The sequence below is a fragment of the Pseudomonas sp. RA_5y_Pfl1_P24 genome (assembly GCF_963970945.1).
Lineage (GTDB): Bacteria > Pseudomonadota > Gammaproteobacteria > Pseudomonadales > Pseudomonadaceae > Aquipseudomonas > Aquipseudomonas tritici.
The window spans coordinates 61,923-86,860 of the sequence record NZ_CAXAOJ010000011.1 but is presented as its reverse complement, the minus strand read 5'-3'; the positions used below and the strand labels follow the sequence as shown (position 1 = coordinate 86,860).

The 24,938-nt window shown below is 61.3% G+C and carries 23 protein-coding genes and 1 pseudogene; 14 read left to right on the top strand and 10 right to left on the bottom strand.

The features are described from left to right. Nucleotides 1–102: 102 nt before the first annotated feature. Nucleotides 103–969, bottom strand: coding sequence for a pirin family protein (locus AACY30_RS19670; protein ID WP_339470340.1), 867 nt, complete (start codon nt 967–969; stop codon nt 103–105). Nucleotides 970–1,033: 64 nt separating this feature from the next. Next, a complete protein-coding gene (locus AACY30_RS19665; RefSeq protein ID WP_314567716.1) occupies nt 1,034–1,450 on the bottom strand; it encodes an OsmC family protein in 417 nt (138 codons plus the stop codon). Between the two features lie 139 nt (nt 1,451–1,589). On the opposite strand from AACY30_RS19665, the gene AACY30_RS19660 reads away from it, so the two are divergent. Then, nucleotides 1,590–2,612, top strand: a complete 1,023-nt coding sequence (locus tag AACY30_RS19660; RefSeq protein ID WP_339540982.1) for an amidohydrolase family protein — start codon at nt 1,590–1,592, stop codon at nt 2,610–2,612. A gap of 174 nt (nt 2,613–2,786) precedes the next feature. After that, nucleotides 2,787–3,265: pseudogene (locus AACY30_RS19655) on the top strand (HAMP domain-containing protein); the annotation flags it as partial. 78 nt (nt 3,266–3,343) lie between these two features. Here AACY30_RS19655 and fabB read toward each other — a convergent pair. The 5 genes from fabB to AACY30_RS19630 form a co-directional block, all read right to left on the bottom strand. Further along, complete coding sequence (gene fabB / locus AACY30_RS19650; RefSeq protein WP_012723103.1) at nt 3,344–4,564, bottom strand: beta-ketoacyl-ACP synthase I; 1,221 nt, start codon at nt 4,562–4,564, stop codon at nt 3,344–3,346. 11 nt (nt 4,565–4,575) lie between these two features. Beyond that, nucleotides 4,576–5,091, bottom strand: a complete 516-nt coding sequence (gene fabA / locus AACY30_RS19645) for a 3-hydroxyacyl-[acyl-carrier-protein] dehydratase FabA (protein ID WP_003210552.1) — start codon at nt 5,089–5,091, stop codon at nt 4,576–4,578. A 249-nt stretch (nt 5,092–5,340) separates the two neighbouring features. After that, the gene (locus AACY30_RS19640; RefSeq protein WP_339470337.1) at nt 5,341–7,242 is read right to left on the bottom strand and encodes an ATP-binding protein; all 1,902 of its coding nucleotides are present in this window, start codon (nt 7,240–7,242) and stop codon (nt 5,341–5,343) included. Beyond that, the gene (locus AACY30_RS19635) at nt 7,239–8,168 is read right to left on the bottom strand and encodes an ABC transporter substrate-binding protein (RefSeq protein ID WP_339540981.1); all 930 of its coding nucleotides are present in this window, start codon (nt 8,166–8,168) and stop codon (nt 7,239–7,241) included. Before AACY30_RS19635 ends, AACY30_RS19640 begins: the two co-directional genes overlap by 4 nt. A gap of 1 nt (nt 8,169) precedes the next feature. Beyond that, on the bottom strand, nt 8,170–10,290 hold the full coding sequence (locus AACY30_RS19630; RefSeq protein ID WP_339470335.1) for a TonB-dependent receptor plug domain-containing protein: 2,121 nt from the start codon (nt 10,288–10,290) through the stop codon (nt 8,170–8,172). 194 nt (nt 10,291–10,484) lie between these two features. Between AACY30_RS19630 and AACY30_RS19625 the strand changes: the two genes are divergently transcribed. The 9 genes from AACY30_RS19625 (at nt 10,485) to AACY30_RS19585 (ending at nt 18,329) form a co-directional block, all read left to right on the top strand. After that, nucleotides 10,485–11,510, top strand: a complete 1,026-nt coding sequence (locus tag AACY30_RS19625; RefSeq protein ID WP_049709214.1) for an NAD(P)H-dependent glycerol-3-phosphate dehydrogenase — start codon at nt 10,485–10,487, stop codon at nt 11,508–11,510. Between the two features lie 10 nt (nt 11,511–11,520). Continuing rightward, a complete protein-coding gene (locus AACY30_RS19620; RefSeq protein WP_339414664.1) occupies nt 11,521–11,868 on the top strand; it encodes a DUF4389 domain-containing protein in 348 nt (115 codons plus the stop codon). Beyond that, nucleotides 11,865–12,314: a phosphohistidine phosphatase SixA gene (gene sixA / locus AACY30_RS19615; protein WP_339540980.1), complete on the top strand. Its 450-nt coding sequence runs from the start codon at nt 11,865–11,867 to the stop codon at nt 12,312–12,314. Before AACY30_RS19620 ends, sixA begins: the two co-directional genes overlap by 4 nt. A gap of 85 nt (nt 12,315–12,399) precedes the next feature. Then, the gene (locus AACY30_RS19610) at nt 12,400–14,049 is read left to right on the top strand and encodes an AMP-binding protein (protein WP_339540979.1); all 1,650 of its coding nucleotides are present in this window, start codon (nt 12,400–12,402) and stop codon (nt 14,047–14,049) included. A 30-nt stretch (nt 14,050–14,079) separates the two neighbouring features. After that, entirely contained in the window at nt 14,080–14,523 is a 444-nt protein-coding gene (locus AACY30_RS19605; RefSeq protein ID WP_339470331.1) for a hotdog fold thioesterase, read from the top strand. A gap of 97 nt (nt 14,524–14,620) precedes the next feature. After that, nucleotides 14,621–15,424 (top strand): alpha/beta fold hydrolase, encoded by an 804-nt coding sequence (locus AACY30_RS19600; RefSeq protein WP_339540978.1) that lies wholly within the window; start codon nt 14,621–14,623, stop codon nt 15,422–15,424. Further along, on the top strand, nt 15,421–16,275 hold the full coding sequence (locus tag AACY30_RS19595; RefSeq protein WP_339414658.1) for an alpha/beta hydrolase: 855 nt from the start codon (nt 15,421–15,423) through the stop codon (nt 16,273–16,275). Before AACY30_RS19600 ends, AACY30_RS19595 begins: the two co-directional genes overlap by 4 nt. A 102-nt stretch (nt 16,276–16,377) precedes the next feature. After that, the gene (locus tag AACY30_RS19590) at nt 16,378–17,196 is read left to right on the top strand and encodes a DUF4892 domain-containing protein (RefSeq protein ID WP_339470329.1); all 819 of its coding nucleotides are present in this window, start codon (nt 16,378–16,380) and stop codon (nt 17,194–17,196) included. A gap of 71 nt (nt 17,197–17,267) precedes the next feature. After that, complete coding sequence (locus tag AACY30_RS19585; RefSeq protein WP_339470328.1) at nt 17,268–18,329, top strand: AI-2E family transporter; 1,062 nt, start codon at nt 17,268–17,270, stop codon at nt 18,327–18,329. A 38-nt stretch (nt 18,330–18,367) separates the two neighbouring features. Here AACY30_RS19585 and AACY30_RS19580 read toward each other — a convergent pair whose 3' ends face one another. After that, entirely contained in the window at nt 18,368–19,405 is a 1,038-nt protein-coding gene (locus AACY30_RS19580; RefSeq protein ID WP_339540977.1) for a sensor histidine kinase, read from the bottom strand. Beyond that, on the bottom strand, nt 19,405–20,169 hold the full coding sequence (locus tag AACY30_RS19575) for a response regulator (RefSeq protein WP_339470326.1): 765 nt from the start codon (nt 20,167–20,169) through the stop codon (nt 19,405–19,407). The genes AACY30_RS19580 and AACY30_RS19575 overlap by 1 nt, the downstream gene beginning before the upstream one ends. A gap of 259 nt (nt 20,170–20,428) precedes the next feature. Here AACY30_RS19575 and pyrF point away from each other — a divergent pair, with 259 nt between their 5' ends. Then, entirely contained in the window at nt 20,429–21,127 is a 699-nt protein-coding gene (gene pyrF / locus AACY30_RS19570) for an orotidine-5'-phosphate decarboxylase (protein ID WP_339414653.1), read from the top strand. Nucleotides 21,128–21,213: 86 nt separating this feature from the next. Here pyrF and AACY30_RS19565 read toward each other — a convergent pair whose 3' ends face one another. Next, nucleotides 21,214–22,221 carry an NADP-dependent oxidoreductase gene (locus tag AACY30_RS19565; RefSeq protein ID WP_339540976.1) on the bottom strand — a complete coding sequence of 336 codons (1,008 nt, stop codon included), beginning with the start codon at nt 22,219–22,221 and terminating at the stop codon, nt 21,214–21,216. A 240-nt stretch (nt 22,222–22,461) separates the two neighbouring features. Between AACY30_RS19565 and AACY30_RS19560 the strand changes: the two genes are divergently transcribed. Both AACY30_RS19560 and AACY30_RS19555 read left to right on the top strand, forming a co-directional pair. Continuing rightward, the gene (locus tag AACY30_RS19560) at nt 22,462–23,223 is read left to right on the top strand and encodes an SDR family oxidoreductase (RefSeq protein ID WP_339470324.1); all 762 of its coding nucleotides are present in this window, start codon (nt 22,462–22,464) and stop codon (nt 23,221–23,223) included. A 204-nt stretch (nt 23,224–23,427) separates the two neighbouring features. After that, nucleotides 23,428–24,840 carry an aminotransferase-like domain-containing protein gene (locus tag AACY30_RS19555; protein ID WP_339470323.1) on the top strand — a complete coding sequence of 471 codons (1,413 nt, stop codon included), beginning with the start codon at nt 23,428–23,430 and terminating at the stop codon, nt 24,838–24,840. The last annotated feature ends 98 nt before the right edge of the window (nt 24,841–24,938 follow it).

The window sequence follows — 24,938 nt, the reverse complement described above, 5'->3', positions numbered from 1 at the left end:
TAGCGCTTGTTCGGGCCTCATCGCGAGCAAGCCCGCTCCCACATTCGAGCGCATTCCTACAGGGTAAACGCGGTCGAATGTGTGCGGGCTTGCTCGCGAATGCTATCTCACCGGCAACTCAATTCTTTCAGACTCACCCGGCACCGTCGGCCAATCCCCAGCCGCCCAGCGCTGCCGCGCCTGTTCGATTCTTGAGGGGTCACTCGCCACAAAATTCCAATTGATCCGCCGTGGCCCATCCAGCGCCGCGCCGCCAAATACCACCAGATGGCAGTCACTCTCGGCACACAACGTCATTTCCTGCCCGGTCGGCAACACTACCAGGCTGTGCACCTCCAACACCTCACCATCCAACTGCGCTTCACCCTCCAGCACATACACCGCGCGTTCCTCATGCTCATCAGGAATCAGCAGCGTCGTGGCGGGTTGCATGCGCACCTCTGCATACAGCGTGGGCGATAGCACCGGCACCGGCGACTTGAGGCAGAACCCATCACCCGCAATCAGGCGGATCTGCACGCCGAGGTTGTCACTCACCGGCAAGCTCGCTGCCGGGTGATGGCTGTAATGCCCCGGCCCCGTTTCGTGGTCCTTTGGTGATGCCAGCCAGACTTGCAGCCCATGCAGGCTGAAACCGCTGGCCTTGAGCGCCTCTGGCGTGCGCTCGACGTGGGCAATCGCACTACCGGCAGTCATCCAGCTGACATCGCCGGCTTGCACCACTTGGTCCGAGCCCAGGCTGTCCTTATGCTGCAGTGCACCGTTGAACAGATAAGTGAGGGTCGACAGCCCGATATGCGGGTGCTGGCGGATGTTCATGCCATCGCCCGGCGTGTAGCGGGTGAGCAGCATATGGTCGAAAAACACAAAAGGCCCAACGCTGCGGCATTCTCGCGACGGCAAAGGGCGCAGGATCGGTTGGCCTTCGACATCTTCGGGGCGAGGGCGGATCACGGTGAGGGTGGTCATGGTGCATCCCAGTCTGAGCGGGTTGGATGCTTCTGAGCATAACCCGCTCGGTAGGATGTTGCCGCTATTGGCTGAAGGCGCCTTCCGACAATTGGGTCTCGATGCTGACCTCGGCGGTAGTCATCAACTTGTGCACCGGGCAGCGATCAGCCACGCGATGTAGCTCATCGCGTTGTTCGTCGGTAAGTACGCCCTTTAGCGTCAGCTTGACGTTGAGTTTGTATTTGCCCTTTTGCTCTTCGGTGGCGTCGTGGGTGACTTCCACGGTCACGCCGGTCAGCGGGATGTCTTTTTTCTGGGCATAAAGCCTGACGGTCAAGGCCTTGCACGACGCCAGTGCCGCGTCGAAGTAGTCATGGGGGGAGGGCGCCGAATCGTCGCCGCCCAGGCTTTTGGGCAGGTCAGTAAACAACTCATGGTTGTTGATATTGACGCTATGGCGAAAGTTGTCCTGGTTCAGGGTATTCACGGTAACAGGCATGGCAAACCTCACAGGGTGGCAGGATGAAGGTCATGCAGTTATAGAGCATGCGGGCACTTCGGTGTTCCGCGTTTTTTGCTGGATGAACCTGGCATGGCGCGCAAGGTCTACCCGTATCAGCCCTAATCGAGGTTTTACCGTGCCCTGGACTCGCCTGACCCTTGCCTTGTGGCTCGCCGCCAGTAGCCTTGCCGTGCAGGCTCGCGACTATGCCTACAGCGACGCGCACCTGCATTACGTGGATTTCTTCCAGGAAACCGCGGGCATGGACAAGCTGCTCAAGGCGATGGCCGACAACCGCATTGAGCATGTGATGATTTCCGGCATACCGGTCGCGAAGAAATGGCACGAAGACGAGCCCAAACGCCCACGCTACTACGCCGGTGATGACGCCGATGCCTATTGGTACAGCGCCACCGACGTGATCGTCGCGGCAGCCGTCAACAAACTGACCCCAGAGCAGCGCCAGCACTTTCATCCGTTCCTGTCCGGCTTCAATCCCAATGACAAGAATTCGGACGCCCATATCCAGCGCATGCTCGACCTCAACCCAGGGCTTTGGCAGGGCATCGGCGAAGTCTTCACGCGCCATGACGACCTCACAGCCATCACGGCGGGTGACACACCGCGCGCGAATAACGAAGCCATGACACGCATCTATCACCTCGCCGCGGAAAACGACCTGCCGGTGATGCTGCACTCCAATATCACCTCCAAACGCGAGCGTAACCCGCTGTATCTCGCCGAGGTCGAGGAGCCGCTGCGCAACCATCCGCACACCCGCTTTATCTGGGCCCATGCCGGCACCAGCAAGGAAATCCAGCGGCATCAGGTGCAGATGGACTTTTTGTTGCCCGCGTTGAGCCGCATGCTGGAGGCCTACCCCAACCTGTATATCGACTTGTCCTGGAGCATGCTCACGCCGTATCTACTGGACGACGCAGGTCAGCCACGCTCGGAGTGGGTAGCGCTGGTGAGGCGCTTTCCAGATCGGTTTATGGTGGGCTCGGATGTAGTCGGGCGTTTCAACAATCTGGGTAAGGAAATGCGCCGCTTTGACCCTTTTCTAGATGCGTTGCCTGAGGAGGTTGCCAAAAAAGTCGCGCGTGACAACTTTCTTGCCGTCTTGCCTAAAGCGAGCCGCGATGGCGGAGCACGTTGATATCGCGTTGTGGTCCTGCGCAATCGCCGTAATGGGCCGATTCCTTTCAGGAGCCAGCTGCAAATGGATGCAGCGCGTTTGGAAGGAGCCAAGGCATGAGTATCAGACGTCTGAATATCGCCCCGCGTGCAGGATTGGGTTTTGGTGTGTTGGCGTTGATGGTGTTTGCCCTGGGCGGTTTTGCTGACACGCAGTATCGTGCTGCCGTTGGCGTAGTCGTTGAAAGTCGCCCAGGGCGTGGCCAGCGGGGACTTGACCGGTGAGGTCGGCGTGAGTGGCCGCGACGAGCCGGCGCGCTTGCAGCAGGCGCTCAAGGGCATGCAGGAGAACTTGAGCGAGACCATCCGGCGTATCTCCGCGTCTTCCAACCAGTTGGCGTCGGCCTCTGAAGAACTCAGCTGTGTGACCTCGGCGGGCACGGCGCTGGAGGAAATTGCCTCGGCGTTTACCCTCATCAATGAGCGTAACCTGGTGATTGCCAGTGCGTCTGAGCAACAGGCGGCAGTGGCGCGGGAAGTGGATCGCAATTTGATGAACGTTCGCGATCTGGCGTATCAGACATCGAGGTGGCGAATCAGGCGAGTGCGGCGAGCCAGGAGTTGTCGCGGTTGGCGGTGGATTTGAATTCGATGGTGGCGCGGTTTTCTGTGTAGCAGCACGATCTCAAATTCAGTGACCCACAAAAAAGCCCCGAACCAGTCGGGGCTTTTCATATGATCAACCTGCGGGGTTTATTTACCCTGCCAGCGTTTCAGCACCAGGGTAGCGTTAGTGCCACCAAAGCCGAAGCTGTTGCTCATCACGGTGTCGATCTTGGCGTTTTCAACTGTCTTGGTCAGGATTGGCATATCAGCCACAACCGGATCAATCTCGTCGATGTTGGCCGAGCCGGCCATGAAGTTGCCTTCCATCATCAGCAGGCAGTAGATCGCTTCGTGAACGCCAGCGGCGCCCAGGGAGTGACCGGACAGGCTCTTGGTAGAGCTGATGGCCGGGGCCTTGTCGCCGAAAACCGCCCGCACGCCTTCCATTTCCTTGGCGTCACCGACCGGAGTCGACGTGCCGTGGGTATTCAGGTAGTCGATTGGGGTGTCAACGGTAGACATTGCCATCTGCATGCAACGGATGGCGCCTTCACCGCTTGGTGCAACCATGTCGTAGCCATCGGACGTCGCGCCGTAGCCAACGATTTCCGCGTAGATCTTGGCACCACGGGCCAGAGCGTGTTCCAGCTCCTCGACCACCACCATGCCACCACCGCCGGCAATGACGAAACCGTCACGCTTGGCGTCGTAGGCGCGGGAGGCCTTTTCCGGGGTTTCGTTGTACTGGGTGGACAGTGCACCCATGGCGTCGAACAGGAACGATTGGCTCCAATGCTCTTCTTCACCGCCGCCGGCGAACACGATGTCCTGCTTGCCCAGCTGGATCTGCTCAACGGCAGTCCCGATGCAGTGAGCACTGGTGGCGCAGGCGGAGGAGATCGAGTAGTTCACGCCCTTGATTGCAAATGGCGTGGCCAGGCAGGCCGAAACGGTACTGCCCATGGTCCGCGTAACACGGTACGGGCCGACGCGCTTCACGCCTTTTTCGCGCAGGATGTCCAGCGCTTCCATCTGGTTGAGGGTCGATGCGCCGCCGGAGCCAGCGATCAGGCCGGTGCGTACGTTGGATACCTGGTCTTCGCTCAGGCCGGAGTCGGCGATCGCGTCTTTCATCGCCAGGTAGGCGTAGGCGGCTGCGTGGCCGACGAAGCGATAGATCTTGCGATCGATCAGTTCTTCGAGGGGCAGGTCGATGGAGCCGGAAACCTGGCTACGCAGACCCATTTCGGCATATTCCGGGTTGAAGCGGATGCCAGGGCGACTTGCACGCAGGTTAGCGGTGACGGTCTCTTTGTCATTGCCCAGGCAAGAAACGATGCCCAGACCAGTGATAACGACGCGGCGCATGCGGATAACCCTTAAAAGTTGTCAGTGGAAGTGAATACGCCGACTCGAAGGCCTTCGGCAGTATAGATCTCGCGACCGTCGACAGTCACCGAACCGTCAGCGATAGCTAGGTTCAGCTTGCCCTTGAGGACGCGCTTGATTTGAATGTTGTAGGTGACTTTCTTGGCGGTCGGCAAGACCTGGCCAAAGAATTTCACTTCGCCTGACCCCAGGGCGCGACCGCGACCCGGCAGGCCTTGCCAGCCCAGATAGAAGCCAACCAGTTGCCACATGGCGTCAAGGCCCAGGCAGCCTGGCATCACCGGGTCACCTTCGAAATGGCAGGCGAAGAACCACAGGTCCGGGGTGATATCCAGCTCGGCGACCAATTCACCTTTGCCGTACTTGCCACCTTCTTCGCTGATATGGGTGATGCGATCCACCATCAGCATGTTCGGGGCGGGCAGTTGCGCGTTACCTGGGCCGAACAGCTCACCGCGACTGCAGCGCAGCAGGTCTTCCCGAGTAAAGGCGTTTTGTTTGGTCATGCGAGCTCCTCAATAATCCCATGCGGCAGGGTAGGGCAAATCTTCCCGAACCGAATGAAGCGTTCATGCCTCATGTCGGCAGCCTACACATAGACTATTGCGTTGTAGTGAAAGTCACAGCGGCAAGGCACTGAATGTACACTTGTTCACTGAAATTTTAAACCGGGTCTGTTTATGGGCCCGTTCGGGTGCCTAAGACTGCCGCACTTTCGCCTTTCACGCCAGTCGGAGTTGGCTGATGGCGCGGCGCTATTGCACCCAACGTTGCAGGATTTGCTGCAAATCCGTGCGTTTGAACGGCTTGGCCAGGTAATCGTTCATTCCGGCTGCAAGACAGGCTTCACGGTCACCCTGCAAGGCGTTGGCGGTCAGGGCGATGATCGGCAGGTCAGCGCACCCCGGCAATTGGCGAATCTGCCGGGTGGCTTCGTAGCCATCGATCAGCGGCAGCCGGCAATCCATCAGGATCGCCGTGAAAATCAGGCTTTCGGCGCTACGGATCGCCTCGGCGCCGTCGGTGGCAATGCTCACTGCGAAACCCAGGCTGCGCAGCATGGCTTCGACCACGGTGCGGTTGACTGGGTTATCTTCCACCAGCAGGACATGGCGGCCATCGCCGGCGCTGCCTTTGCCGTCGGCGTCGGTAGCGATGGTCGGCAAGCTTTGCTGATCAATGGCCAGGGGAATTTCCAGGGTGAACAACGAACCACGGCCTTCTTCGCTCTGGGCGCGCAGGGTGCCGCCCATGCGTTCAGCGAGGGTACGGGCGATGGGCAGTCCCAGGCCGGTGCCGCCGTAACGTCTTGAAATGGAACTGTCGGCTTGCTGGAATGCATCGAACATCAACTCCAGGCGCTCGGTGGAAATTCCGATGCCACTGTCACGCACGGTACAGGTGAACCACATCAGTTCATGGTCGAGGGTCTGCCACTGGGGTTCAACGCTGACCGCGCCGTGCTCGGTAAACTTCAGTGCGTTGCCGATCAGGTTCACCAGGATTTGGCGGATCCGCGTCGGGTCGCCCTGCACGCGCAAGGCGTCCATTCCTTGCGGGATCGACAGCTGCAGCGCCAACCCACGCTGCTGCGCGCTGTGCTGGAAGGCCTGGGCGCAGTTGTTGATCAGGTCCGCGAGGTTGAACGGAATGTGCTCCAACTCCAGCGCGGCGCGTTCGATCCGCGAGAAGTCGAGGATGTCATTGATGACCTTGAGCAAATGCTCGGTGGACTCGCAAGCCAGCGCCGCGTACTCGGTCTGCTCCTCGGTCATCTCGGTGGTTTCCAGCAGCTGCAACATGCCCAGCACACCGTTCATGGGCGTGCGCAGCTCATGACTCATCATCGCCAGGAAATCCGACTTGGCGTTGTTGGCGCGCTCGGCTTCTTCGCGGGTCTGGATCAACTGGGCCATGGCCTGCTGTTGTTCGCGACTGGCCTGGTTGAGCCCTTCGGCGAGGTTATTGATATGCCGCGACAGGTCGCCGAGCTCCGAGTCATCCACGATCGGCAGCGGCGTCTTGTAGTCCCCTTGCTGGATGGCCTTCACCGCATTGCCCATGGCGCTGATCGGTTGTGACAGGCTGGCGGCCAGGCGCCGTGCGAGCAGGAAGGTGAACAACAGGGCGAACAGCGCCAGGATGCCGGCCTTCAACAGGATCTCCTGCTGGCGCTGGCTGAACGCGTCGTTGGACATGCCGACGATCACCCGGCCCAGGTAGTCCGCACGCGGTGCCTTGGGTTCGTTGAGGGTGTCCTGGAAGAAGTCATTGCCCAACTGGATGTGTTGCAGGCGAATCGGCGCCTGGAACACTTTTACCGACAGCGAACGGTCGTGGTTCTCTGAAGGTTGCTCGACGTACACCAGAATGTTCTCGCTGCTGTCCTGGATCTCCAGGAAGCGCACATGGGGCGTGGCCAGCGTCGCGCGCAACAGGCTATCAAGCACATCATTGTTGCCGGAAATCACCCCGTATTCGGTGGCGGGCGCCAGTTGGTTCGCGATCAATTGGCCGGTGTGGTCCAGTTCCTGGCGCAGGTCCTGGATACGCACGAAGGTAAAGAAGCTGATCAACAGCAACGTCAGCAACAGTGCCGGGCCCAGGGTGATGAGCTGGGTACGGGTGTTGATATCCCAACGGCGACGCAAGGTCATGGGCGTTTTTCTCCTTCGGCCAATCGCGTGGCAACGCTGGCTTCGTCCACCTGTTCGATCCCCAGTGAGCGCGCGACTTGCGGGTTGCCCACGACTTTGAAGTGTTCCGGATACAGCGAACTCGGCCAATGGGCTGGCGGATGGTCGAGCAGGCGGTCGAGCACGCGCAGCCAGTCGTCCTGGTCGCTGTAGGTGCTGGCCAGGCTGCCGGCCCGCACAAAGCCCGCATTTGGGCCCACCAGCGGCAATTGCTGGGCATAGCTGCTCAGCAACAGGTTCTTCGCGGTTTTCGGGTTGTACAACTGCGGGTCGTCGAGGCCGAGCAACACGTCACTTTTTCTGAACAGGGTTTGTAGCGGCCGACTGTCATTAATGTTGTCCCAGCGCTGCGGCACGATTTCCAGGCCCAAGGGCGTGGCGTGCTGGCGCAATTCGGGCAGGAGAAATTCACTTTCGGTGCCATAGAGCACGCCGATGCGCCGTGCTTGGGGAAGGATGCCGGTGATCAGGCTCAATTGGCGCTCCAGCGGCGGGTCGCTCCACAACAGGCTGATGCGTGGGTGCTGCGTTGTGCCCAGGCGCTGGTGGGCTTGCACCCGACTGATGCGCAGCACCAGGGTCGGCGGGCCCAGGGTGTCCTGCAGGCGCCAGTCGAGGCCGGGCAGGTCGAGCAGGATCAGGCGCGTGTTGGCCGGCAGGTGGCTGGGAGCCGGTAAATCCTTGAGGGCGGTGAAAGTGACGTGGTCTTCGGGGCGTTGTTGGGCCAGCGCCTGGGCAAAGGCCTGCACGCCCGCGCCGTCTTCGGCGGCGGTCAGCAGGATATCGGCGCTCCAGGCAGGAGCGGCAAACAGCAGGCAACCGAGCAGCGCAGCGCGTCGACAGAGCGTATTGATAAAAGAACGGGTCATCCGTGACGAGTCGCCCATGTCAGAACTCTAACTCCGCGCTGAAGTAGAGCACGTGGCGACTGTCATAATTGTTATCGGCCCAGGTGGTGGGCTGGTTGTCGAGGCGTTGTTGCAGCATGCCGGCCAGCTCCACATTGGCTTTGCCCAAGGCAATGCGCTTGGCCACCCGCAGGTCGGCCCGTTCGAAGCGATAGCCGTTGAGTGCGTCGTCGCCATAGTAGAACAGCGCGCTCGACCAGCCCTGACCCCATTCACGCAACCAGCCGGCGGAGCCACTGTTACGCGCGGTTTGTGCTTTATCACGCGGGTTACTGCTGGTGGCATCGACGTAAGCATAGGTCAGCCGCAGGCGGTCGGCGTTGCTCACGCGCCAGTCGAACTGGGATTCAGCACCGGTAAACCGAGAGCTGTTGGCGTTGCTGGCAATGTATTGGTTATTGCGCAGCGGCGAGCTGATCATGTTGGTGATCTCGTCGTAGAACAGTTTCACGTCCATGTTCAGCCCGATGTCGGCAAAAAAGCCGTTGTACCCTAGTTCCCTCGATTTCATCATCTCTTTATCGAGGTTGCCCGGGCCCCGGGTCTTTACGAAGTATTGCCCGGTGGTCTGCCCATAGGCCGGGGAGCCGAGGTTGGTGACGCGATAGCTCCAGTTGACATTGTTCTCGAACATGTCCGGCGAGCGGATCGCTTCGGAATACACCGCCCGCAGGCCGTGGCGCGGGTTGATCAGGTAGTTGACGGCCACCCGTGGCGTCAGCGAGTTGCCGCTCAGGTGCGTGTCTTCGTACATCGCGCCGCCTTGCAGCAGCCAATGCTCGCTGGCGCGCCATTCCAACTGGCCGAACAGACGCCAGGTGCTGTCGTCCAGAGTGCCGTTGAAATAGGTGTCGGAGTCGGCGCGGTCGTAGCGGTAGTTCATGCCGCTGACCAGGCGCAGGCTGTCGGACAGGCTGAGAGTGTCCTGAATCTCCAGGTCATAGCGGCTTTCGCGAGTGCTTTGGTCGATGTCACCGCACACGCTCTGGTTGGCGCCGTTACGCCATTGGTCCAGCACCTGGTCGGCCAGGGCTTGCTCGGCGGGGCTGCCCGGTGGCGCACTGCCTTGGCTGTAGGTGTCCATGTGCCGGGCCAGCCGTTCGGCATAATTGGGGTTCAACTGCCATAACTGGGTCAGCTCCGGGCTGAACGAGACCTTGGCATCACAGGCTTTCCAGATTTGCCGGCGATCCCACTGTTGGGCCGAGCCCTGGATATACAGGCTGTGGTCAGGGTTGAAATCAAAATTCCAGCGCAGGGAACCCGCGTAGTCTTTGGCTGTGACGTCGGAATTGTTACCGCCTTCGGTAATCCCGGCAAACACTGGAGTGTAGGTATAAGGTCGTTGGTTGGTGCCTTCCTTTGCATCCAACTGCACGTCGATGCTCTGTTGGGTGTTCAGCGTCTGGCTGATCGCCAGGCTGAAGCGGTTGAGGCGGCGGCCGTCACGGCGGTCGGCGCCGGCAGCGTCGCTGTCGAAGCCGTCGTCCTGTTGCCCGGAGAGGGACAAGCGCAAGTCGCCGGTTTCCCAGCCTGCGCCCTGGCTGGCATAGAAGTCGTTGATGCCGCGTGCGCCACGCACCACCTTGACCCGCGAGCCATGGCTGTTGGCCGGCGAGCGCGTGAGGATGTTGACGACCGCCATCAAGGCATTGGCGCCGTAGCTGACGGTGTTGGGGCCGCGGAACACTTCGATGCGCTCAATATCTTCCATGGCGACCGGAATGTCGCTCCAGTCCACGGTGGCCAGGCCCGCGCGATACACCGAGCGGCCGTCTATCAGCACCTGCATGCGCCGCGCATCGCTGGCACTGGTGCCATGGTAGTTCACCGTCGCCTGGTTGCCGGTGGTGTAGCCGACCATCATCCCTGGTACCAGCCGCAGCAGTTCACTGATATCCCGCGCGCCACTGGCCTTGATCAGCTGGCTGTCGATCACGGTCATACTGCCAGGCACGGCGGCGGCCGATTGCTTGAGGCGCGTGGCGGTCAACACTTGGGGCAGGGGCTGGCTGTCGAGGAACAGGTCATCGGCCATGACCGGCGCGCTGCACAGCAGCATCAGCCACAGAGGTAGACGAGGAGGAGGGCCCAAATACACGGCACGGCCTTGATAATTGCGGATAGCCGCCCATGTTAACTGAGGTGGGGCCTTTTGCCAGTCGTCGGACTTGTAATTACTTCATGTAAATTTGCCATTTTCCGGCAAACGCATGAATTGATACGGGGGCTGGCCGCAAGCGGGTCGGCCCGTATAATGCGCCATCGCCACTGGTATGGATTAACGGATTGCATATGACTGAACAGCGCCCTATCGCGGTCCTGGGAGGCGGAAGTTTTGGTACCGCCGTGGCAAATTTGCTGGCCGAAAACGGTCACGCTGTGCGCCAGTGGATGCGCGATCCGGAACAGGCCGAGGCCATTCGGGTTAACCGGGAAAATCCGCGTTACCTCAAAGGCATCAAGATTCATCCGGCGGTCGAGCCTGTCACCGACCTGCTGGAAACCCTCACAGCCTGCGACCTGTGCTTTGTCGCGCTGCCGTCCAGCGCACTGCGTTCGGTGTTGGCGCCTCACGCCGAACGCCTGGCGGGCAAGCTGCTGGTCAGCCTGACTAAAGGCATCGAGGCGCAGACCTTCAAGCTGATGAGTGAAATCCTTGAAGAAATCGCTCCTCAGGCGCGCATTGGCGTGCTGTCCGGGCCGAACCTGGCGCGGGAAGTGGCCGAGCATGCGCTGACCGCCACCGTGGTCGCCAGTGAAGACGAAGCGCTCTGCGAGCGCGTCCAGGCCGTGCTCCATGGCCGGACCTTCCGCGTCTATGCCAGCAACGACCGCTTTGGCGTCGAACTGGGCGGTGCGCTGAAAAACGTCTATGCGATCATCGCCGGCATGGCCGTGGCGCTGGGCATGGGCGAAAACACCAAGAGCATGCTGATCACCCGCGCCTTGGCCGAGATGACCCGTTTTGCCGTGAATCAGGGCGCCAACCCGATGACCTTCCTGGGGCTGGCGGGTGTGGGCGACTTGATCGTCACCTGCTCCTCGCCGAAAAGCCGCAACTACCAGGTGGGTTTCGCCCTCGGCCAGGGCTTGAGCCTGGATGACGCGGTCACGCGCCTGGGTGAAGTGGCCGAAGGCGTCAACACCCTCAAGGTGCTCAAGGCCAAGGCCCAGGAGGCCGGCGTGTATATGCCGCTGGTCGCCGGGCTGCACGCTATCCTGTTTGAAGGGCGCACCTTGGACCAGGTCATCGAGCTGCTGATGCGCGCCGAGCCGAAAACCGATGTCGACTTTATTTCCACCAGTGGTTTCAACTGAGGAACGCGTCATGAACGATCCAAAAGCAGCGCCCAAGTACGAATCCATTGGCCTGCGAATCCTGTGGATGCTGGTGTTTGCCCTGGTGTGGCAGGTGGCGCAGTTCCTGCTCGGCGCGCTGGTGGTGGTGCAGTTGATCTACCGCTTGATCTATGGCGCACCGAACCTGGGCCTGATGAACTTCGGCGACAGCCTCAGCCAGTTCCTGGCGCAGATCGGCCGTTTCGGCAGCTTCCACTCCGAACAGAAACCATGGCCGTTCGCCGACTGGCCGACCCCGCGCGCACCCGAGGGCGAAGCCGCCCACAGTGTGCCGCCAGCGCCGCACCCGGTGCGTGATGAGGAGCCAAAGCTGTGAAGTTGTGGATTTTGCGTCACGGGGAAGCAGAAGCCCATGCCCCCTCCGACGCTCAGCGCAACCTCACTGAACACGGGCGCGCCGAAGTGTTGCGCAGTGCTGCGCACCTGATTGGCCAACCCCTCAGCGCCATCATCGCCAGCCCCTATGTGCGGGCGCAGCAGACCGCGCACCTGGTGCGTGAGGCCTTGGGTTTCGAGCCGGATATTCGCACGGTTGCGTGGCTGACGCCGGAGGGCAATCCTTTGCAGGTGCTGGAAAAGCTCGACACCGATGACAACGTGCTGCTGGTCAGCCACCAGCCGTTGGTGGGCAGCCTGATCAGCTTTCTGCAGCATGGTCACCAGCGTCAGCCGCAGCCGATGCACACCGCCAGCCTGGCGGAACTGGAGGGGGATTTCCCGCTGGCGGGGCTTATGAGCCTGGTCGGTGTGAAACACCCGTAGGCTATATCGCTGCTTTGTGTGTGCTATATATTCAACCAAGCAAGTGCTTGGTTGGCTATCGTCGGACCACAAAGGAGCGCGTCCCATGCCTGTCGCTTTTCGTTTGCCGTTGCAGGTCTTCTTTGAACGTGAAGCGCGCCACCCGCGTCAGACCTTTCTGGTCCAGCCCGTTGGCGGCAGCGAGGTGCAACGCCTCAGTTGGGGCGATGTCGGCCACCAGGCCCGTTGCGCCGCGCAGTGGCTGCGTGCTCGCGAATTGCCCCAGGGCTCGCACATTGCCCTGATCTCGAAAAACTGCGCGCACTGGATCATTGCCGACTTGGCGATCTGGATGGCCGGGCACGTCTCTGTGCCGCTGTACCCCAACCTCACCGCCGACTCCGTTGCCCATGTGCTCAGCCATTCCGAGGCGGCACTGGTGTTTATCGGCAAGCTCGACGATTGGCCCGCCATGGCACCCGGTGTGCCGGCGGGTGTGCCGACCATCAGCCTGCCACTGTGCCCGTCGGGCGCGTTCGATTTCAGTTGGGCCGACCTGCAAGCCTGCCCGTCGATTCATGACGACCCCCAGCCTGCCGCTTCGGACCTGGCCACCATCATCTATACCTCCGGCACCACCGGCCTGCCCAAAGGCGTGATGCACAGCTTTGGCGCCTTGGGGTTTGCCGCCACCCGCGGCGCCGAGTTATTTGGGCTGGGGGAGGGCGACCGGCTGTTGTCCTACCTGCCGTTGTGCCACGTGGCGGAGCGGATGTTTGTGGAGATGGCGTCGATTTACACCGGGCAAACGGTTTATTTCGCAGAAAGCCTGGAGACTTTTCTGACCGATCTGCGTAGGGCACGTCCGACCGCACTGTTTGGCGTGCCGCGGATCTGGAGCAAATTCCAGATGGGCGTCTACGCCAAGATCCCGCAAAAGCGCCTCGATACCTTGCTGCGCCTGCCCTTTATCGGCAAACGCGTAGGCCACAAGGTACTTGCCGGCCTGGGCCTGGACGCGTTGCGCATCGCACTGTCCGGCGCGGCGCCCGTGCCCGAGGCGCTGCTGCGCTGGTACCAACGCCTGGGCCTGGATGTGCTCGAGGTGTATGGCATGACCGAGAGCTGCGGCTACTCCCATGTGTGTCGTCCCGGCCAGCAGATCCTCGGCTGGATTGGCCTGCCGTGCCCCGGTGTTGAAGTGCGCATCGACCCCTCGGGCGAAGTGCAGGTGCGTAGCGGTGCGACCATGCTCGGCTACTTCAAGGACCCACAGAAAACCTGCGAGACCCTCACCGCCGATGGGTTCTTGCGTACCGGCGACAAGGGCGAGCAGGATGCCGATGGCCGTTTGCGCCTGACCGGGCGGCTCAAGGAAATCTTCAAGACCAGCAAAGGCAAATACGTGGCCCCGGCGCCGATCGAAAACCGCCTGGCCGAACACTCGCGCATCGAGCAGGTGTGCGTAGTGGGCGACGGCCTGGCTGCGCCAATCGGCCTGTGTGTGCTGTCGGCGGGGAGCCAGGACCGGCAAGTGCTGCGCAGCAGCCTTGAGCGCCTGTTGGAACAGGTCAACGGCGCCTTGGACAAGCATGAGCATTTGCGTCAACTGGTGGTGGTCAACGAAAACTGGGCGGTGGAAAACGGCTTTCTGACCCCGACCCTGAAGATCAAGCGCAACGTGATCGAATCGACCTACGGTGCACAATTGCAGGCGTGGAGCGAGCGTTCCGAATCGGTTCTGTGGCAGGATTAGGCCCATCATAAAACCAAGAAGGACACCTGTATGAGCCTGTGGCGTACCCAGCCGAATATCGAACAACTCAATGCCATGCAGAAAAACACCATCGGTGAGCTGCTGGATATTCGCTTCGACAGCGTGGACGACGAGTCCCTGACCGCCAGCATGGTGGTCGATCATCGCACCCATCAACCCTACGGCTTGCTGCACGGTGGTGCGTCGGTGGTGTTGGCAGAAACCGTCGGCTCGACGGCCGCCTACCTGTGTATTGATCCCGCCAAGTTCTATTGCGTCGGCCTTGAGGTCAACGCCAACCACCTGCGTGGTGTGCGCAGCGGGCGGGTGACTGCCGTGGCGCGCGCGATTCACATCGGCCGCACTACTCAGGTGTGGGACATCCGCTTGACCAGCGACGATGGCAAGGCCAGTTGCATCTCGCGCCTGACCATGGCGGTGGTACCGCTGGGCGAGAACCCACCGGTGCGATAGGCGTGGCGTGAGTGTCATCATTCCTGGCAGTTACAGTCATTGCTGTGCCGGCCAGGCATGGTGACAATCAGTCTCTGTTTTTGTAGATGGATCCGGTATGTCGCAGCATGTGTTTTTTGCCCACGCCAATGGCTTCCCTTCGGCCACCTACGGCAAGCTGTTTGCCGCCCTGGCCCCGGAATACACGGTGGCTCATCTGCCGCAGCACGGTCATGACGCCAGGTTTCCGGTGGATGATAATTGGCAGAATCTGGTGGACGAGTTGATCCACCACCTTGAGCAGCAGCCGGAACCGGTGTGGGGCGTGGGCCATTCCTTGGGCGGCGTGTTGCATCTGCACGCGGCCATGCGTTGCCCGCAGTTGTATCGCGGTGTGGTGATGCTCGATTCGCCGGTGCTGACCCGCGCCGACCGCTGGGTAATTCGCGCGGCCAAGCGCTTGGGTTTCATCGACCGCCTGACCCCGGCTGGACGCACCCTGGGCCGTCGCGAGGAATTTACCGACCTAGAGGCTGCGCGCAGTTACTTCGCCGGCAAGACCTTGTTCCGTGGCTTTGACCCGGAATGCTTCGACGCTTACCTGCAACATGGCTTGTATCAGGTGGGTGATCGCCTGCGCCTGCGCTTTGACCCAGCCACCGAAATCAGCATCTACCGTGGCGTGCCGCACACCAGCCCGGGCCAGGTGCGCCAATTGAAGGTGCCGCTGGCGGTGGTGCGCGGCCGACAGAGCCGCGTAGTGATGCGTCACCACGCCAGCGGCGTCGGACGTCTGCCCATGGGTGAAATGCTCACCATGCCCGGCGGCCATATGTTCCCCCTTGAGCGCCCCCAAGACACCGCGACCTTGATCAAGAACCTGTTTTCCCGCTGGGACACGCGCGAGCGTAGTTGCGCATGAGCACACCCGTCGAGGACGTCCGCCTGAGCCTGCCGCATATCGAACTGGCGGCCCACCTGTTCGGCCCCGAGGACGGTGTGCCGGTGATCGCGCTGCATGGCTGGCTGGACAACGCCAACAGCTTTGCGCGACTGGCCCCGAAACTTCAGGGTTTGCGCGTCGTTGCGCTGGATATGGCCGGGCACGGGCATTCGGCGCATCGTCCTACAGGCGCCGGTTATGCCTTGTGGGATTACGTCTATGACGTGCTGCAAGTCGCCGAGCAACTCGGGTGGAAACGTTTTGCATTACTTGGTCACTCTCTCGGCGCTATCGTGTCTCTGGTGCTCGCCGGTGCGTTGCCGGAGCGCGTAACGCACCTGGGATTGATCGACGGCGTGATCCCGCCGACGGCCAACGGTGAGAACGCCGCCGAGCGGCTGGGCATGGCGTTGCAAGCGCAATTGAACCTGCAGGACAAGCGCAAGCCGGTCTATAACACCCTGGATAGCGCCGTCGAAGCGCGCATGAAAGGCGTGGTAGCGGTCAGTCGCGAAGCCGCAGAACTGCTGGCCCAGCGCGGTTTGATGCCGGTGCCGGGTGGTTACACCTGGCGTACCGATAGCCGCCTGACCCTGGCTTCGCCGATGCGCCTGACCGACGAACAAGCCATGGCCTTCGTGCGGCGCGTAAGGTGCCCTACGCAGTTAGTGGTCGCTGCCGACGGCATGCTGGCGAAACATCCCGAATTGCTTTCCCAGCTACCCTTTACCGTGACCACGCTGCCCGGTGGCCATCATTTGCACCTGAATGATGAGTCCGGGGCGCTCCTTGTTGCAGACTGTTTCAATCGGTTCTTCCGAGCGCCTTGACTTGGGGCGGTCAACTGCCGAGGCTGGGCGGATTGAAAAGGAGTCAACCATGAACAACTTCAACATCGCTATGACCAACGATGGCCAGGGCTCGTTGATCTTATGAGCGTGCGTAACGGATGTATCCGCGTCTTGGGCTTAAGCCTGCTTAGCCCGTTGGTATTCGCCGCCGACCTACCGGGTAGCCAGGACCTGCCCGCCGTGGCCCGCCAGGTCGATTCGCAAATTGTCGATTACCGGCCCGCTGAAGAAAAAGAACGCATCTACCCCATGGGCGCGATCCGCAAGATCAGCGGCCAGTTGCGCTATGAAGACCAGGCCATCGCGCGCGGCCAAGCCACCGCCATCACCTATGAGTTGCCCGCCGAACACAGCTCCAGCGCCGCGTTTACCGCGACGCGTGAAGCGTTACAGGAAAAGGGCGCGCAGTTGTTATTCTGGTGCAATGCCCGCGATTGTGGTGAAAGCAGCCTGTGGGCCAATGAGATTTTCGGCAACGCCAAGTTGGTCGGCGCCGACAGCCAGCAGGAATACGTGTTGCTGCGTCTGGCCGAGCCACAGGCCAACTCCCTGGTCGCGCTCTATGGCATCACCCGGGGCAATCGCCGCGCCTATCTGCATGTGGAGCAATTGGACGCCAGCGCGCCATTGGGCCATCTATTGCCGACCTCGGCGACCCTGTCGCGCGAGCTGAAGAGCACCGGAGAGCTGGACTTCCCCGCGCTCGCCGGCGCCCCCGACACCACCTGGCTGACCTTGATTTCCCGTGGGTTGAACCTCGACACCACGTTGCGCGTCAGTTTGACCGGGCCGAGCGCCGAAGCGTGGCGCCAGGGCCTGATCGACAAAGGCGTGCGCGCTGCTCGCCTGGAAACCGGCGCCGGTGATGCCAAAGGCCTGCACGTGCATCTGATACGCTAGGCGTGACCAGGCGAACGGACCCGCTTCGTTCGCCTAAGCTGTCTTCCTAAGCCTTCTTCTAGAGATACCCCATGCTCAATAACGATCGCCTACTGGTGCAAATCCTGCTGCTGGTGCTGTTTGGTGCCAGTCTATGGGTGATGGCACCGTTCTGGTCGGCGCTGTTCTGGGGCGCGGTGCTGGCGTTTGCCAGTTGGCCACTGATGGTCCTGCTCACGCGTTCGCTCGGCGGCCGGGAGTCTTTGGCGGCCTCCATCCTGACGCTGGGCTGGATGTTGCTGGTGGCGGTGCCGCTGGTGTGGCTGGGCTTCAACCTCGCGGACCATGTGCGCGACGCGGTGGCGTTGATCAAGAATATCCAGGTCGACGGCTTGCCGGCGGCGCCCACCTGGCTCGGTTCCATTCCCTTTGTTGGCGAGCGGCTGGTGGCAACCTGGGACAGCATCGACCAACAAGGCGCGGCCATGATGGTCAGCATCAAGCCGTACCTGGGGCAGGTTGGCAATTGGTTGCTGGCACGCAGTGCGCAGATCGGCGGGGGCATTCTTGAACTGACGTTGAGCCTGGTGTTCGTGTTCTTTTTCTATCGAGACGGGCCGCGCTTGGCGATGTTCGTCCACCGTTTATTGGAACGCTTGATCGGCGAACGCGCGGGCTACTACATCGAACTGGTGGCTGGCACCGTACAACGGGTGGTCAACGGCGTGATCGGCACCGCCGCCGCCCAGGCGGTGCTGGCACTTATCGGCTTCCTGATCGCCGGCGTACCGGGCGCGCTGGTGCTGGGCGTCGTCACCTTCCTGCTCAGCCTGATCCCCATGGGCCCGCCGCTGGTGTGGATCCCTGCCACGGCCTGGCTGGCCTGGAAAGGCGATTACACCTATGCGGTGTTCCTCGGTGTATGGGGCACGTTCATCATCAGCGGCGTGGACAACGTGCTCAAGCCCTACCTGATCAGTCGGGGCGGCAACCTGCCGCTGGTCATTGTGCTGCTCGGCGTGTTCGGTGGCTTGATTGCCTTTGGTTTTATCGGCCTGTTTATCGGCCCGACCTTGCTGGCGGTGGCCTACAGCCTGTTGACGGATTGGAGTGCGACCCAGGCTCAGGCGCGTCTGGAAGATAAGCCGCTGTAACGGTTGTATGAGGCCTAATGTGGGAGTGGTGCTGGCCCTCAGGCCCTGGGCAACCACATCACGGCAGTCAGTCCACCACTTGGGGTTTCCTCCAGGTTCAGGCGACCGCCGAGGCGTTCCGCCGCTTCCTTGGAAATCGTCATGCCCAGGCCGACGCCGCCGGAGTTGCGGTTGCGTGAGCCTTCCAGCCGGTAGAACGGCTCGAACACCGCTTCACGCTTTTCGGCGGCGATGCCGGGGCCATGATCGATGACGCGGATGACCAGTGCCTCGCGACTGTCCGTCAGCTCGATGCGTGCCGAGCCGGCATAACGCAAGGCGTTGTCGATCAGGTTATTCAGGCACGAACGCAAGGCCATCGGCTGTACTTGCAACGGCGCGCAGGTGCCGGCGAATTGCACATCCGAACCCTGGTCCTGGGCGTTTTCGCTCATCGACTCCACCAGCGCTTGCACGTCCAGCCAATGCCGGGTTTCGCTGGTGCGTTGTTCGTGCAGGTAGCTCAGGGTGGCGTCGAGCATGCCGATCATGTCGTCCAAGTCCTGGCGCATCTGGCCCTGCAGCCGCGTATCTTCGATCTGTTCCAGGCGCAGCTTGAGGCGTGACAGTGGGGTGCGCAGGTCATGGGAGACCGCACCGAGCATGCGCGCGCGTTGGCTGACCTGTTCGCGGATGCGTTTTTGCATCAGGTTGAAGGTCGATGCCGCCTGCCGCGCTTCCAGCGGCCCGGACTCTTCCAGCGGCGGGCTGTCAAGGTCCAGGCTTAAACGCTCGGCCGCCTCGCTGAGGCGTTGAATCGGTCTGCTCAACAGCTTGGCCCCGTACCAGGCGGCGATAATCAGTGAGACAAATTGAAACGTCAGGGGCACCACCGGGCCGCCAAACCAGGGGCGGTGGTGCTCTTTGCGCTCCGGTACCCTTGTTCGGTCCGGTTGCTCGATAAACCGCTCAGGCGGTGGCGGCGGCGGTTGGCCGTAATGGTGGAACCAGAAGAACGCCAGCGCGTGGGCCAGCACAATCGCCACGAGCAACACGCCAAACAGCCGACCAAACAGCGTGTTGAAGGGCGCACGCATCAGCCGATATCTCGCGCGTCGAACAGGTAGCCTTCGCCACGCACGGTCTTGATCAACTGCGGTGCCTTGGGATCATCCCCGAGTTTCTGCCGCAGGCGCGATACCAGCAAGTCGATGCTGCGATCAAAGGCTTCAATTGATCGGCCACGGGCTGCATCCAGCAACTGCTCGCGGCTCAGTACGCGTCGCGGGCGCTCGATAAACACCCACAGCAAGCGGAATTCCGCGTTGGACAGCGGCACCACCAAACCATCGTCGGCCACCAGTTGGCGCAGCACACTGTTCAGGCGCCAGTTGTCGAAGCGGATATTCGTGCGCTGTTCAGTACGGTCGTCACGCACGCGGCGCAGGATGGTCTGGATGCGCGCTACCAGTTCGCGCGGCTCGAACGGCTTGGACATGTAGTCATCGGCGCCCAGTTCCAGGCCGATAATGCGGTCGGTGGGTTCGCAGCGGGCGGTGAGCATCAGGATCGGGATGTCCGATTCCGCGCGCAGCCAGCGGCACAGCGAGAGGCCGTCCTCGCCGGGCAGCATCAGGTCGAGCACCACCACGTCAAAGGTTTCGGCTTGCATGGCTTGGCGCATCGCGGTGCCGTCGGTGACGCCCGTGGCGAGAATGCCGAAGCGGGCCAGGTAGTCGATCAGCAGTTCGCGGATCGGCACATCGTCGTCAACGATCAGCGCACGGGTGTTCCAGCGCTTGTCGTCGGCGATCACCGCGGCTTTTTGCTCGTCGTTCATAAAGACGGAAGGGGTATGCATAATGCAATCATCTGCCTGGTCGTTGCGGTCAGCATAGGCGCCCAGCCCCATGGCTGGAAGTGCTGGTCGGTGGGTCGTGCAGGCGAGGCTAGCCGTAGGGCGTATTGTGGGCATGTCGTGAATGTATCAGTTTTGAAATAATTTCCAGAAATGCCCGCCTGACGGCGCTTGGTCAGTATTTACCGATCATCGGATCCCGCAAAGGCGCTGCTTGCGCTACAATCCGCGCCGATTTCGACTTGCCTGAGAGCCCATTCCAATGCCCGTCTGCCAGACTCCTATCATCGTCGCCCTGGATTACCCCACTCGTGACGCCGCACTGAAGCTGGCTGACCAGTTGGATCCGAAGCTTTGCCGCGTCAAAGTCGGCAAGGAACTGTTCACCAGCTGCGCCGCGGACATCGTCGGCACCCTGCGTGATAAAGGCTTCGAGGTGTTCCTCGACCTGAAATTCCACGACATCCCGAACACCACCGCCATGGCGGTCAAGGCTGCCGCCGAAATGGGCGTGTGGATGGTCAACGTGCACTGCTCCGGCGGCCTGCGCATGATGGCCGCCTGCCGTGAAGTGCTGGAACAGCGCAGCGGTCCTAAACCGCTGCTGATCGGCGTCACTGTGCTCACCAGCATGGAGCGTGAAGACCTGGCCGGTATTGGCCTGGACATCGAGCCCCAGGAGCAAGTCCTGCGCCTGGCCGCCCTGGCGCAGAAAGCCGGCCTCGATGGCCTGGTGTGTTCGGCGCTGGAAGCCCAGGCGCTGAAAACCGCGCACCCGTCGCTGCAACTGGTGACTCCGGGGATTCGTCCGGCGGGCAGCGCCCAGGATGACCAGCGCCGTATCCTGACCCCGCGTCAGGCACTGGATGCGGGTTCGGATTACCTGGTGATTGGCCGCCCGATCAGCCAGGCGGCGGATCCGGCGAAGGCGCTGGCGGCGGTAGTTGCCGAGATCGCCTGATATCAGGTCGAACCTGAAAACATAGATGTGGGAGCGAGCAAGTCGAATCGTCGCACCGCTGCTCCCACAATTAGATCCAAGGTGTGTCAGTTGACCTTGAGTACCAGTTTGCCAAAGTTCTCCCCGTTGAACAGCTTCATCAACGTCTCCGGGAACGTCTCCAGCCCCTCCACGATATCTTCCTTGCTCTTGAGCTTGCCCTGCGCCATCCAGCCGGCCATTTCCTGCCCGGCCGCGGCAAAGTTCGCCGCGTGATCCATCACCACAAAACCTTCCATACGCGCGCGATTGACCAGCAATGACAGGTAGTTGGCCGGGCCCTTCACGGCTTCCTTGTTGTTGTATTGGCTGATGGCACCGCAAATCACCACGCGCGCCTTCAGTGCCAGGCGGCTGAGGACGGCGTCGAGAATATCGCCGCCGACGTTATCGAAATACACATCCACGCCCTTGGGGCATTCGCGCTTGAGCGCGGCGGGCACGTCTTCGCTTTTGTAATCGATGGCGGCGTCGAAGCCCAGTTCATCCACCAGGAACGTGCACTTGTCTGCACCGCCGGCAATGCCTACCACGCGGCAGCCTTTGAGCTTGGCGATCTGCCCGGCAATGCTGCCCACGGCGCCGGCCGCGCCGGAGATCACTACGGTTTCGCCTGCCTTGGGTGCGCCGGTGTCCAGCAACGCGAAGTAGGCAGTCATGCCGGTCATGCCCAGGGCAGACAGGTAGCGCGGCAAAGGCGCGAGTTTTGGATCAACCTTGTAGAAACCACGCGGCTCGCCCAGGAAGTAATCCTGCACACCCAAGGCACCGTTGACGTAGTCCCCGACCGCAAATTTCGGGTTGTTGGACGCAATCACTTTTCCCACACCCAGCGCACGCATCACTTCACCGATGCCGACCGGCGGAATGTAGGACTTGCCTTCATTCATCCAGCCGCGCATGGCCGGGTCGAGGGACAGGTATTCGTTGCGCACCAGCACCTGCCCATCCTGGGGTGTGCCCACCGGCACTTCCTGGTAGGTGAAGGTGTCCCGGGTCGCCGCGCCGACCGGGCGCTTGGCGAGCAGGAATTGGCGGTTGGTCTGGGCGGTCATGGCAGGGACTCTTCTGGAAATGAACCTGAAGTGATAGACCTTGATCGGCCATGGAGCAAGGTTCACCCAATGCGCGAATGCTTGTCGATAGGCATTGCTGATAGTCAGCCTATGTCTGTTATCACTGCGATCCATGCAGCCTTAACCGGCCTTTTGATAGTGCTGACGCGTCCGGCGTGGCGTTGGCTAGACTCGGGCCACGGCTAGATTTCCCACAACACACTCTTCAGGACATCCTCCATGAGCATGACGTTTTCCGGTCAAGTCGCCCTGGTAACCGGTGCCGCCGCCGGTATTGGTCGCGCCACTGCGCTCGCATTCGCCGCCGAAGGCTTGAAGGTCGTGGTTGCCGACCTGGATGCAGCGGGCGGCGAGGGCACCGTCGCCTTGATCCACCAGGCGGGTGGGGAAGCGCTGTTTGTACGCTGCAACGTCACGCTGGAGGCCGATGTGCAGCAATTGATGGCCCAGACCATCACCGCCTATGGCCGCCTGGACTATGCCTTCAATAACGCCGGAATCGAGATCGAGAAAGGCAAGTTGGCCGACGGCAGCCTGGATGAGTTCGACGCGATCATGGGCGTCAACGTCAAAGGCGTGTGGCTGTGCATGAAGTACCAGGTGCCGCTACTGCTGGCCCAAGGTGGCGGGGCAATCGTCAACACGGCGTCGGTAGCGGGTTTGGGCGCGGCGCCCAAGATGAGCATTTACGCCGCTTCCAAGCATGCGGTGATCGGCCTGACCAAATCGGCTGCCATCGAGTATGCGAAGAAGAAAATTCGCGTCAATGCGGTCTGCCCGGCGGTGATCGATACCGATATGTTCCGGCGTGCCTATGAAGCCGACCCACGCAAAGCCGAATTTGCCGCCGCCATGCATCCGGTCGGGCGCATTGGCAAGGTCGAGGAGATCGCGAGTGCGGTGCTCTACCTCTGTAGCGATGGCGCTGCCTTTACCACTGGCCAGGCCTTGGCGGTGGACGGTGGTGCTACGGCTATCTAGGACCTCGCGTCGCCCGCCATTCGAAAAGGTTTGGGAGGGTTGTGGGGCGTTTCCATAGCTGGCACTGGGCCCTGTCAGAATGTGTATCATTAGGTAAATAACGTAATAAAATCAATACTTTAATAAAATTTGGCGACGGGTTGTGAGGGGCTTCTGTGCTTAACTGTTCTGGGTTGAATAACAGACAGTTGAAGTGAGTGGCGCATGGATTTAGGGATCGATCGACAAGCCCTTGTACCGGTGGTGCAGCAAATCATCAGCGCAGTGGCGCAGTGGATTCGCAACAGTGGGGCGAGCCCCGGCACACGCTTGCCGTCCATTCGACAGGTGGCCCTCGATAACCTGCTCAGCCAGTCCAGCGTGATCGAGGCGTTCGAGCGGATGGTCGCCCAGGGCGTACTGGTGTCGAAGCACGGCTCGGGGTTTGTGGTCGCGCAGCCGTCCGGCTTGCATGAGGGCCAATGGTACGAAGGTGCAGAGCGGGAATGGGGGCCGTTCGTCGATAACCCAATGGGTGAGCTGAAACTGGGCTGCGGCTGGTTGCCGGATGCCTGGCGCGAAAGCGATGACATCAGCTATGCGATTCGTGAAGTCACGCGTACCGACACCGCCGGTCTGTTCAACTACAGCACCCCATTGGGTTTGCTGGCGCTGCGCGAACAGCTGCTCAAGCGACTGACCCAGGTTCACATTGCCACCCACCTTGACCGCATTCTCACCACGGCAGGCGCCAGCCATGCACAGGACTTGCTGATCCGCACGTTGCTCAAGGCTGGCGATTGCGTGGTGGTCGAAACGCCGGGGTACGGCAACCTCTATCGGCAGCTGGCTTTCCACGGCGTGCAACTGCTGCAAGTGCCGCGCACCCAAGGAGGCCCGGACCTTTCGGCGCTGGAAGCATTGCTGCAGCGGCATCGGCCCAAGTGCCTGTTCATCAACAGCCTGTATCACAACCCCACCGGCACCAGCCTGAGCCGCACAGTGGCTGAACGTTTGCTGGAACTGGCGCACCGCGAGAACTTCCTGATCATTGAAGAGGATGTTTTAGGCGACCTGCAACCTGCCACTTGCACGCGGCTGTCGGCGTTTCCCCATGATGACCGTGTGATCTATGTCGCGAGCTTTTCCAAGACCCTGAGCAGTGCCCTGCGCGTGGGGTATCTCAGTGCCAGCACGGTGATTATCGCGCAACTGGCCAGCCTCAAGACCATGACCGGGTTTGGCACCTCGCGATTTGCCGAGGCGGTGGTGGCCACGCTGCTGGCTAATGGCACCTATCGCAAGTGTGTGCAGCGCCTGCGCAAGCGACTGCGTGCGCAAATGGCCGCTACGTTGCAGGTACTGGAGGACGAGGAGTGGGAGGTGTTTGCCAAACCCGCTGGCGGTATGTTCCTGTGGGCACGGCCAGGGGTGGGGGATCGGTCACGAGTGCAGGGGTGTGCCCGGCGGTTCGGTGTCCTGTTATCGCCGGGGGCGCTGTTCAGTCCAACCGGCGAACCCAGCGACTGGCTGCGCATCAATGTGGCCTATGCGGCCGATCAACGAGCCTTGGCGTTGTTCCGCGCCATGGGGCCTGCCAGATCGACCTCGACCATCCTGAAAACGACGAGCGTGTAGCTTTTTGCCATTATTGTGGCGCCAACGCCTTGTGTTCAATGCCTTGTGGTTGCGAATCTCGCCTGAGTTAACCGGGCTTTATGGCATCTGCCATTGCA

Bases quoted from the DNA above. Each gene is read 5' to 3' on its own strand.
- AACY30_RS19605 (WP_339470331.1), top strand. From the start codon at position 14,080: ATGAGCCTGTGGCGTACCCAGCCGAATATCGAACAACTCAATGCCATG.
- AACY30_RS19575 (WP_339470326.1), bottom strand. From the start codon at position 20,169: ATGCATACCCCTTCCGTCTTTATGAACGACGAGCAAAAAGCCGCGGTG.
- AACY30_RS19635 (WP_339540981.1), bottom strand. From the start codon at position 8,168: ATGGGCGACTCGTCACGGATGACCCGTTCTTTTATCAATACGCTCTGT.
- AACY30_RS19590 (WP_339470329.1), top strand. From the start codon at position 16,378: ATGAGCGTGCGTAACGGATGTATCCGCGTCTTGGGCTTAAGCCTGCTT.
- AACY30_RS19665 (WP_314567716.1), bottom strand. From the start codon at position 1,450: ATGCCTGTTACCGTGAATACCCTGAACCAGGACAACTTTCGCCATAGC.
- AACY30_RS19620 (WP_339414664.1), top strand. From the start codon at position 11,521: ATGAACGATCCAAAAGCAGCGCCCAAGTACGAATCCATTGGCCTGCGA.
- AACY30_RS19560 (WP_339470324.1), top strand. From the start codon at position 22,462: ATGAGCATGACGTTTTCCGGTCAAGTCGCCCTGGTAACCGGTGCCGCC.
- AACY30_RS19670 (WP_339470340.1), bottom strand. From the start codon at position 969: ATGACCACCCTCACCGTGATCCGCCCTCGCCCCGAAGATGTCGAAGGC.
- AACY30_RS19585 (WP_339470328.1), top strand. From the start codon at position 17,268: ATGCTCAATAACGATCGCCTACTGGTGCAAATCCTGCTGCTGGTGCTG.
- AACY30_RS19580 (WP_339540977.1), bottom strand. From the start codon at position 19,405: ATGCGTGCGCCCTTCAACACGCTGTTTGGTCGGCTGTTTGGCGTGTTG.
- AACY30_RS19640 (WP_339470337.1), bottom strand. From the start codon at position 7,242: ATGACCTTGCGTCGCCGTTGGGATATCAACACCCGTACCCAGCTCATC.
- AACY30_RS19565 (WP_339540976.1), bottom strand. From the start codon at position 22,221: ATGACCGCCCAGACCAACCGCCAATTCCTGCTCGCCAAGCGCCCGGTC.
- AACY30_RS19625 (WP_049709214.1), top strand. From the start codon at position 10,485: ATGACTGAACAGCGCCCTATCGCGGTCCTGGGAGGCGGAAGTTTTGGT.
- AACY30_RS19595 (WP_339414658.1), top strand. From the start codon at position 15,421: ATGAGCACACCCGTCGAGGACGTCCGCCTGAGCCTGCCGCATATCGAA.
- fabB (WP_012723103.1), bottom strand. From the start codon at position 4,564: ATGCGCCGCGTCGTTATCACTGGTCTGGGCATCGTTTCTTGCCTGGGC.
- AACY30_RS19600 (WP_339540978.1), top strand. From the start codon at position 14,621: ATGTCGCAGCATGTGTTTTTTGCCCACGCCAATGGCTTCCCTTCGGCC.
- AACY30_RS19555 (WP_339470323.1), top strand. From the start codon at position 23,428: ATGGATTTAGGGATCGATCGACAAGCCCTTGTACCGGTGGTGCAGCAA.
- fabA (WP_003210552.1), bottom strand. From the start codon at position 5,091: ATGACCAAACAAAACGCCTTTACTCGGGAAGACCTGCTGCGCTGCAGT.
- pyrF (WP_339414653.1), top strand. From the start codon at position 20,429: ATGCCCGTCTGCCAGACTCCTATCATCGTCGCCCTGGATTACCCCACT.
- AACY30_RS19610 (WP_339540979.1), top strand. From the start codon at position 12,400: ATGCCTGTCGCTTTTCGTTTGCCGTTGCAGGTCTTCTTTGAACGTGAA.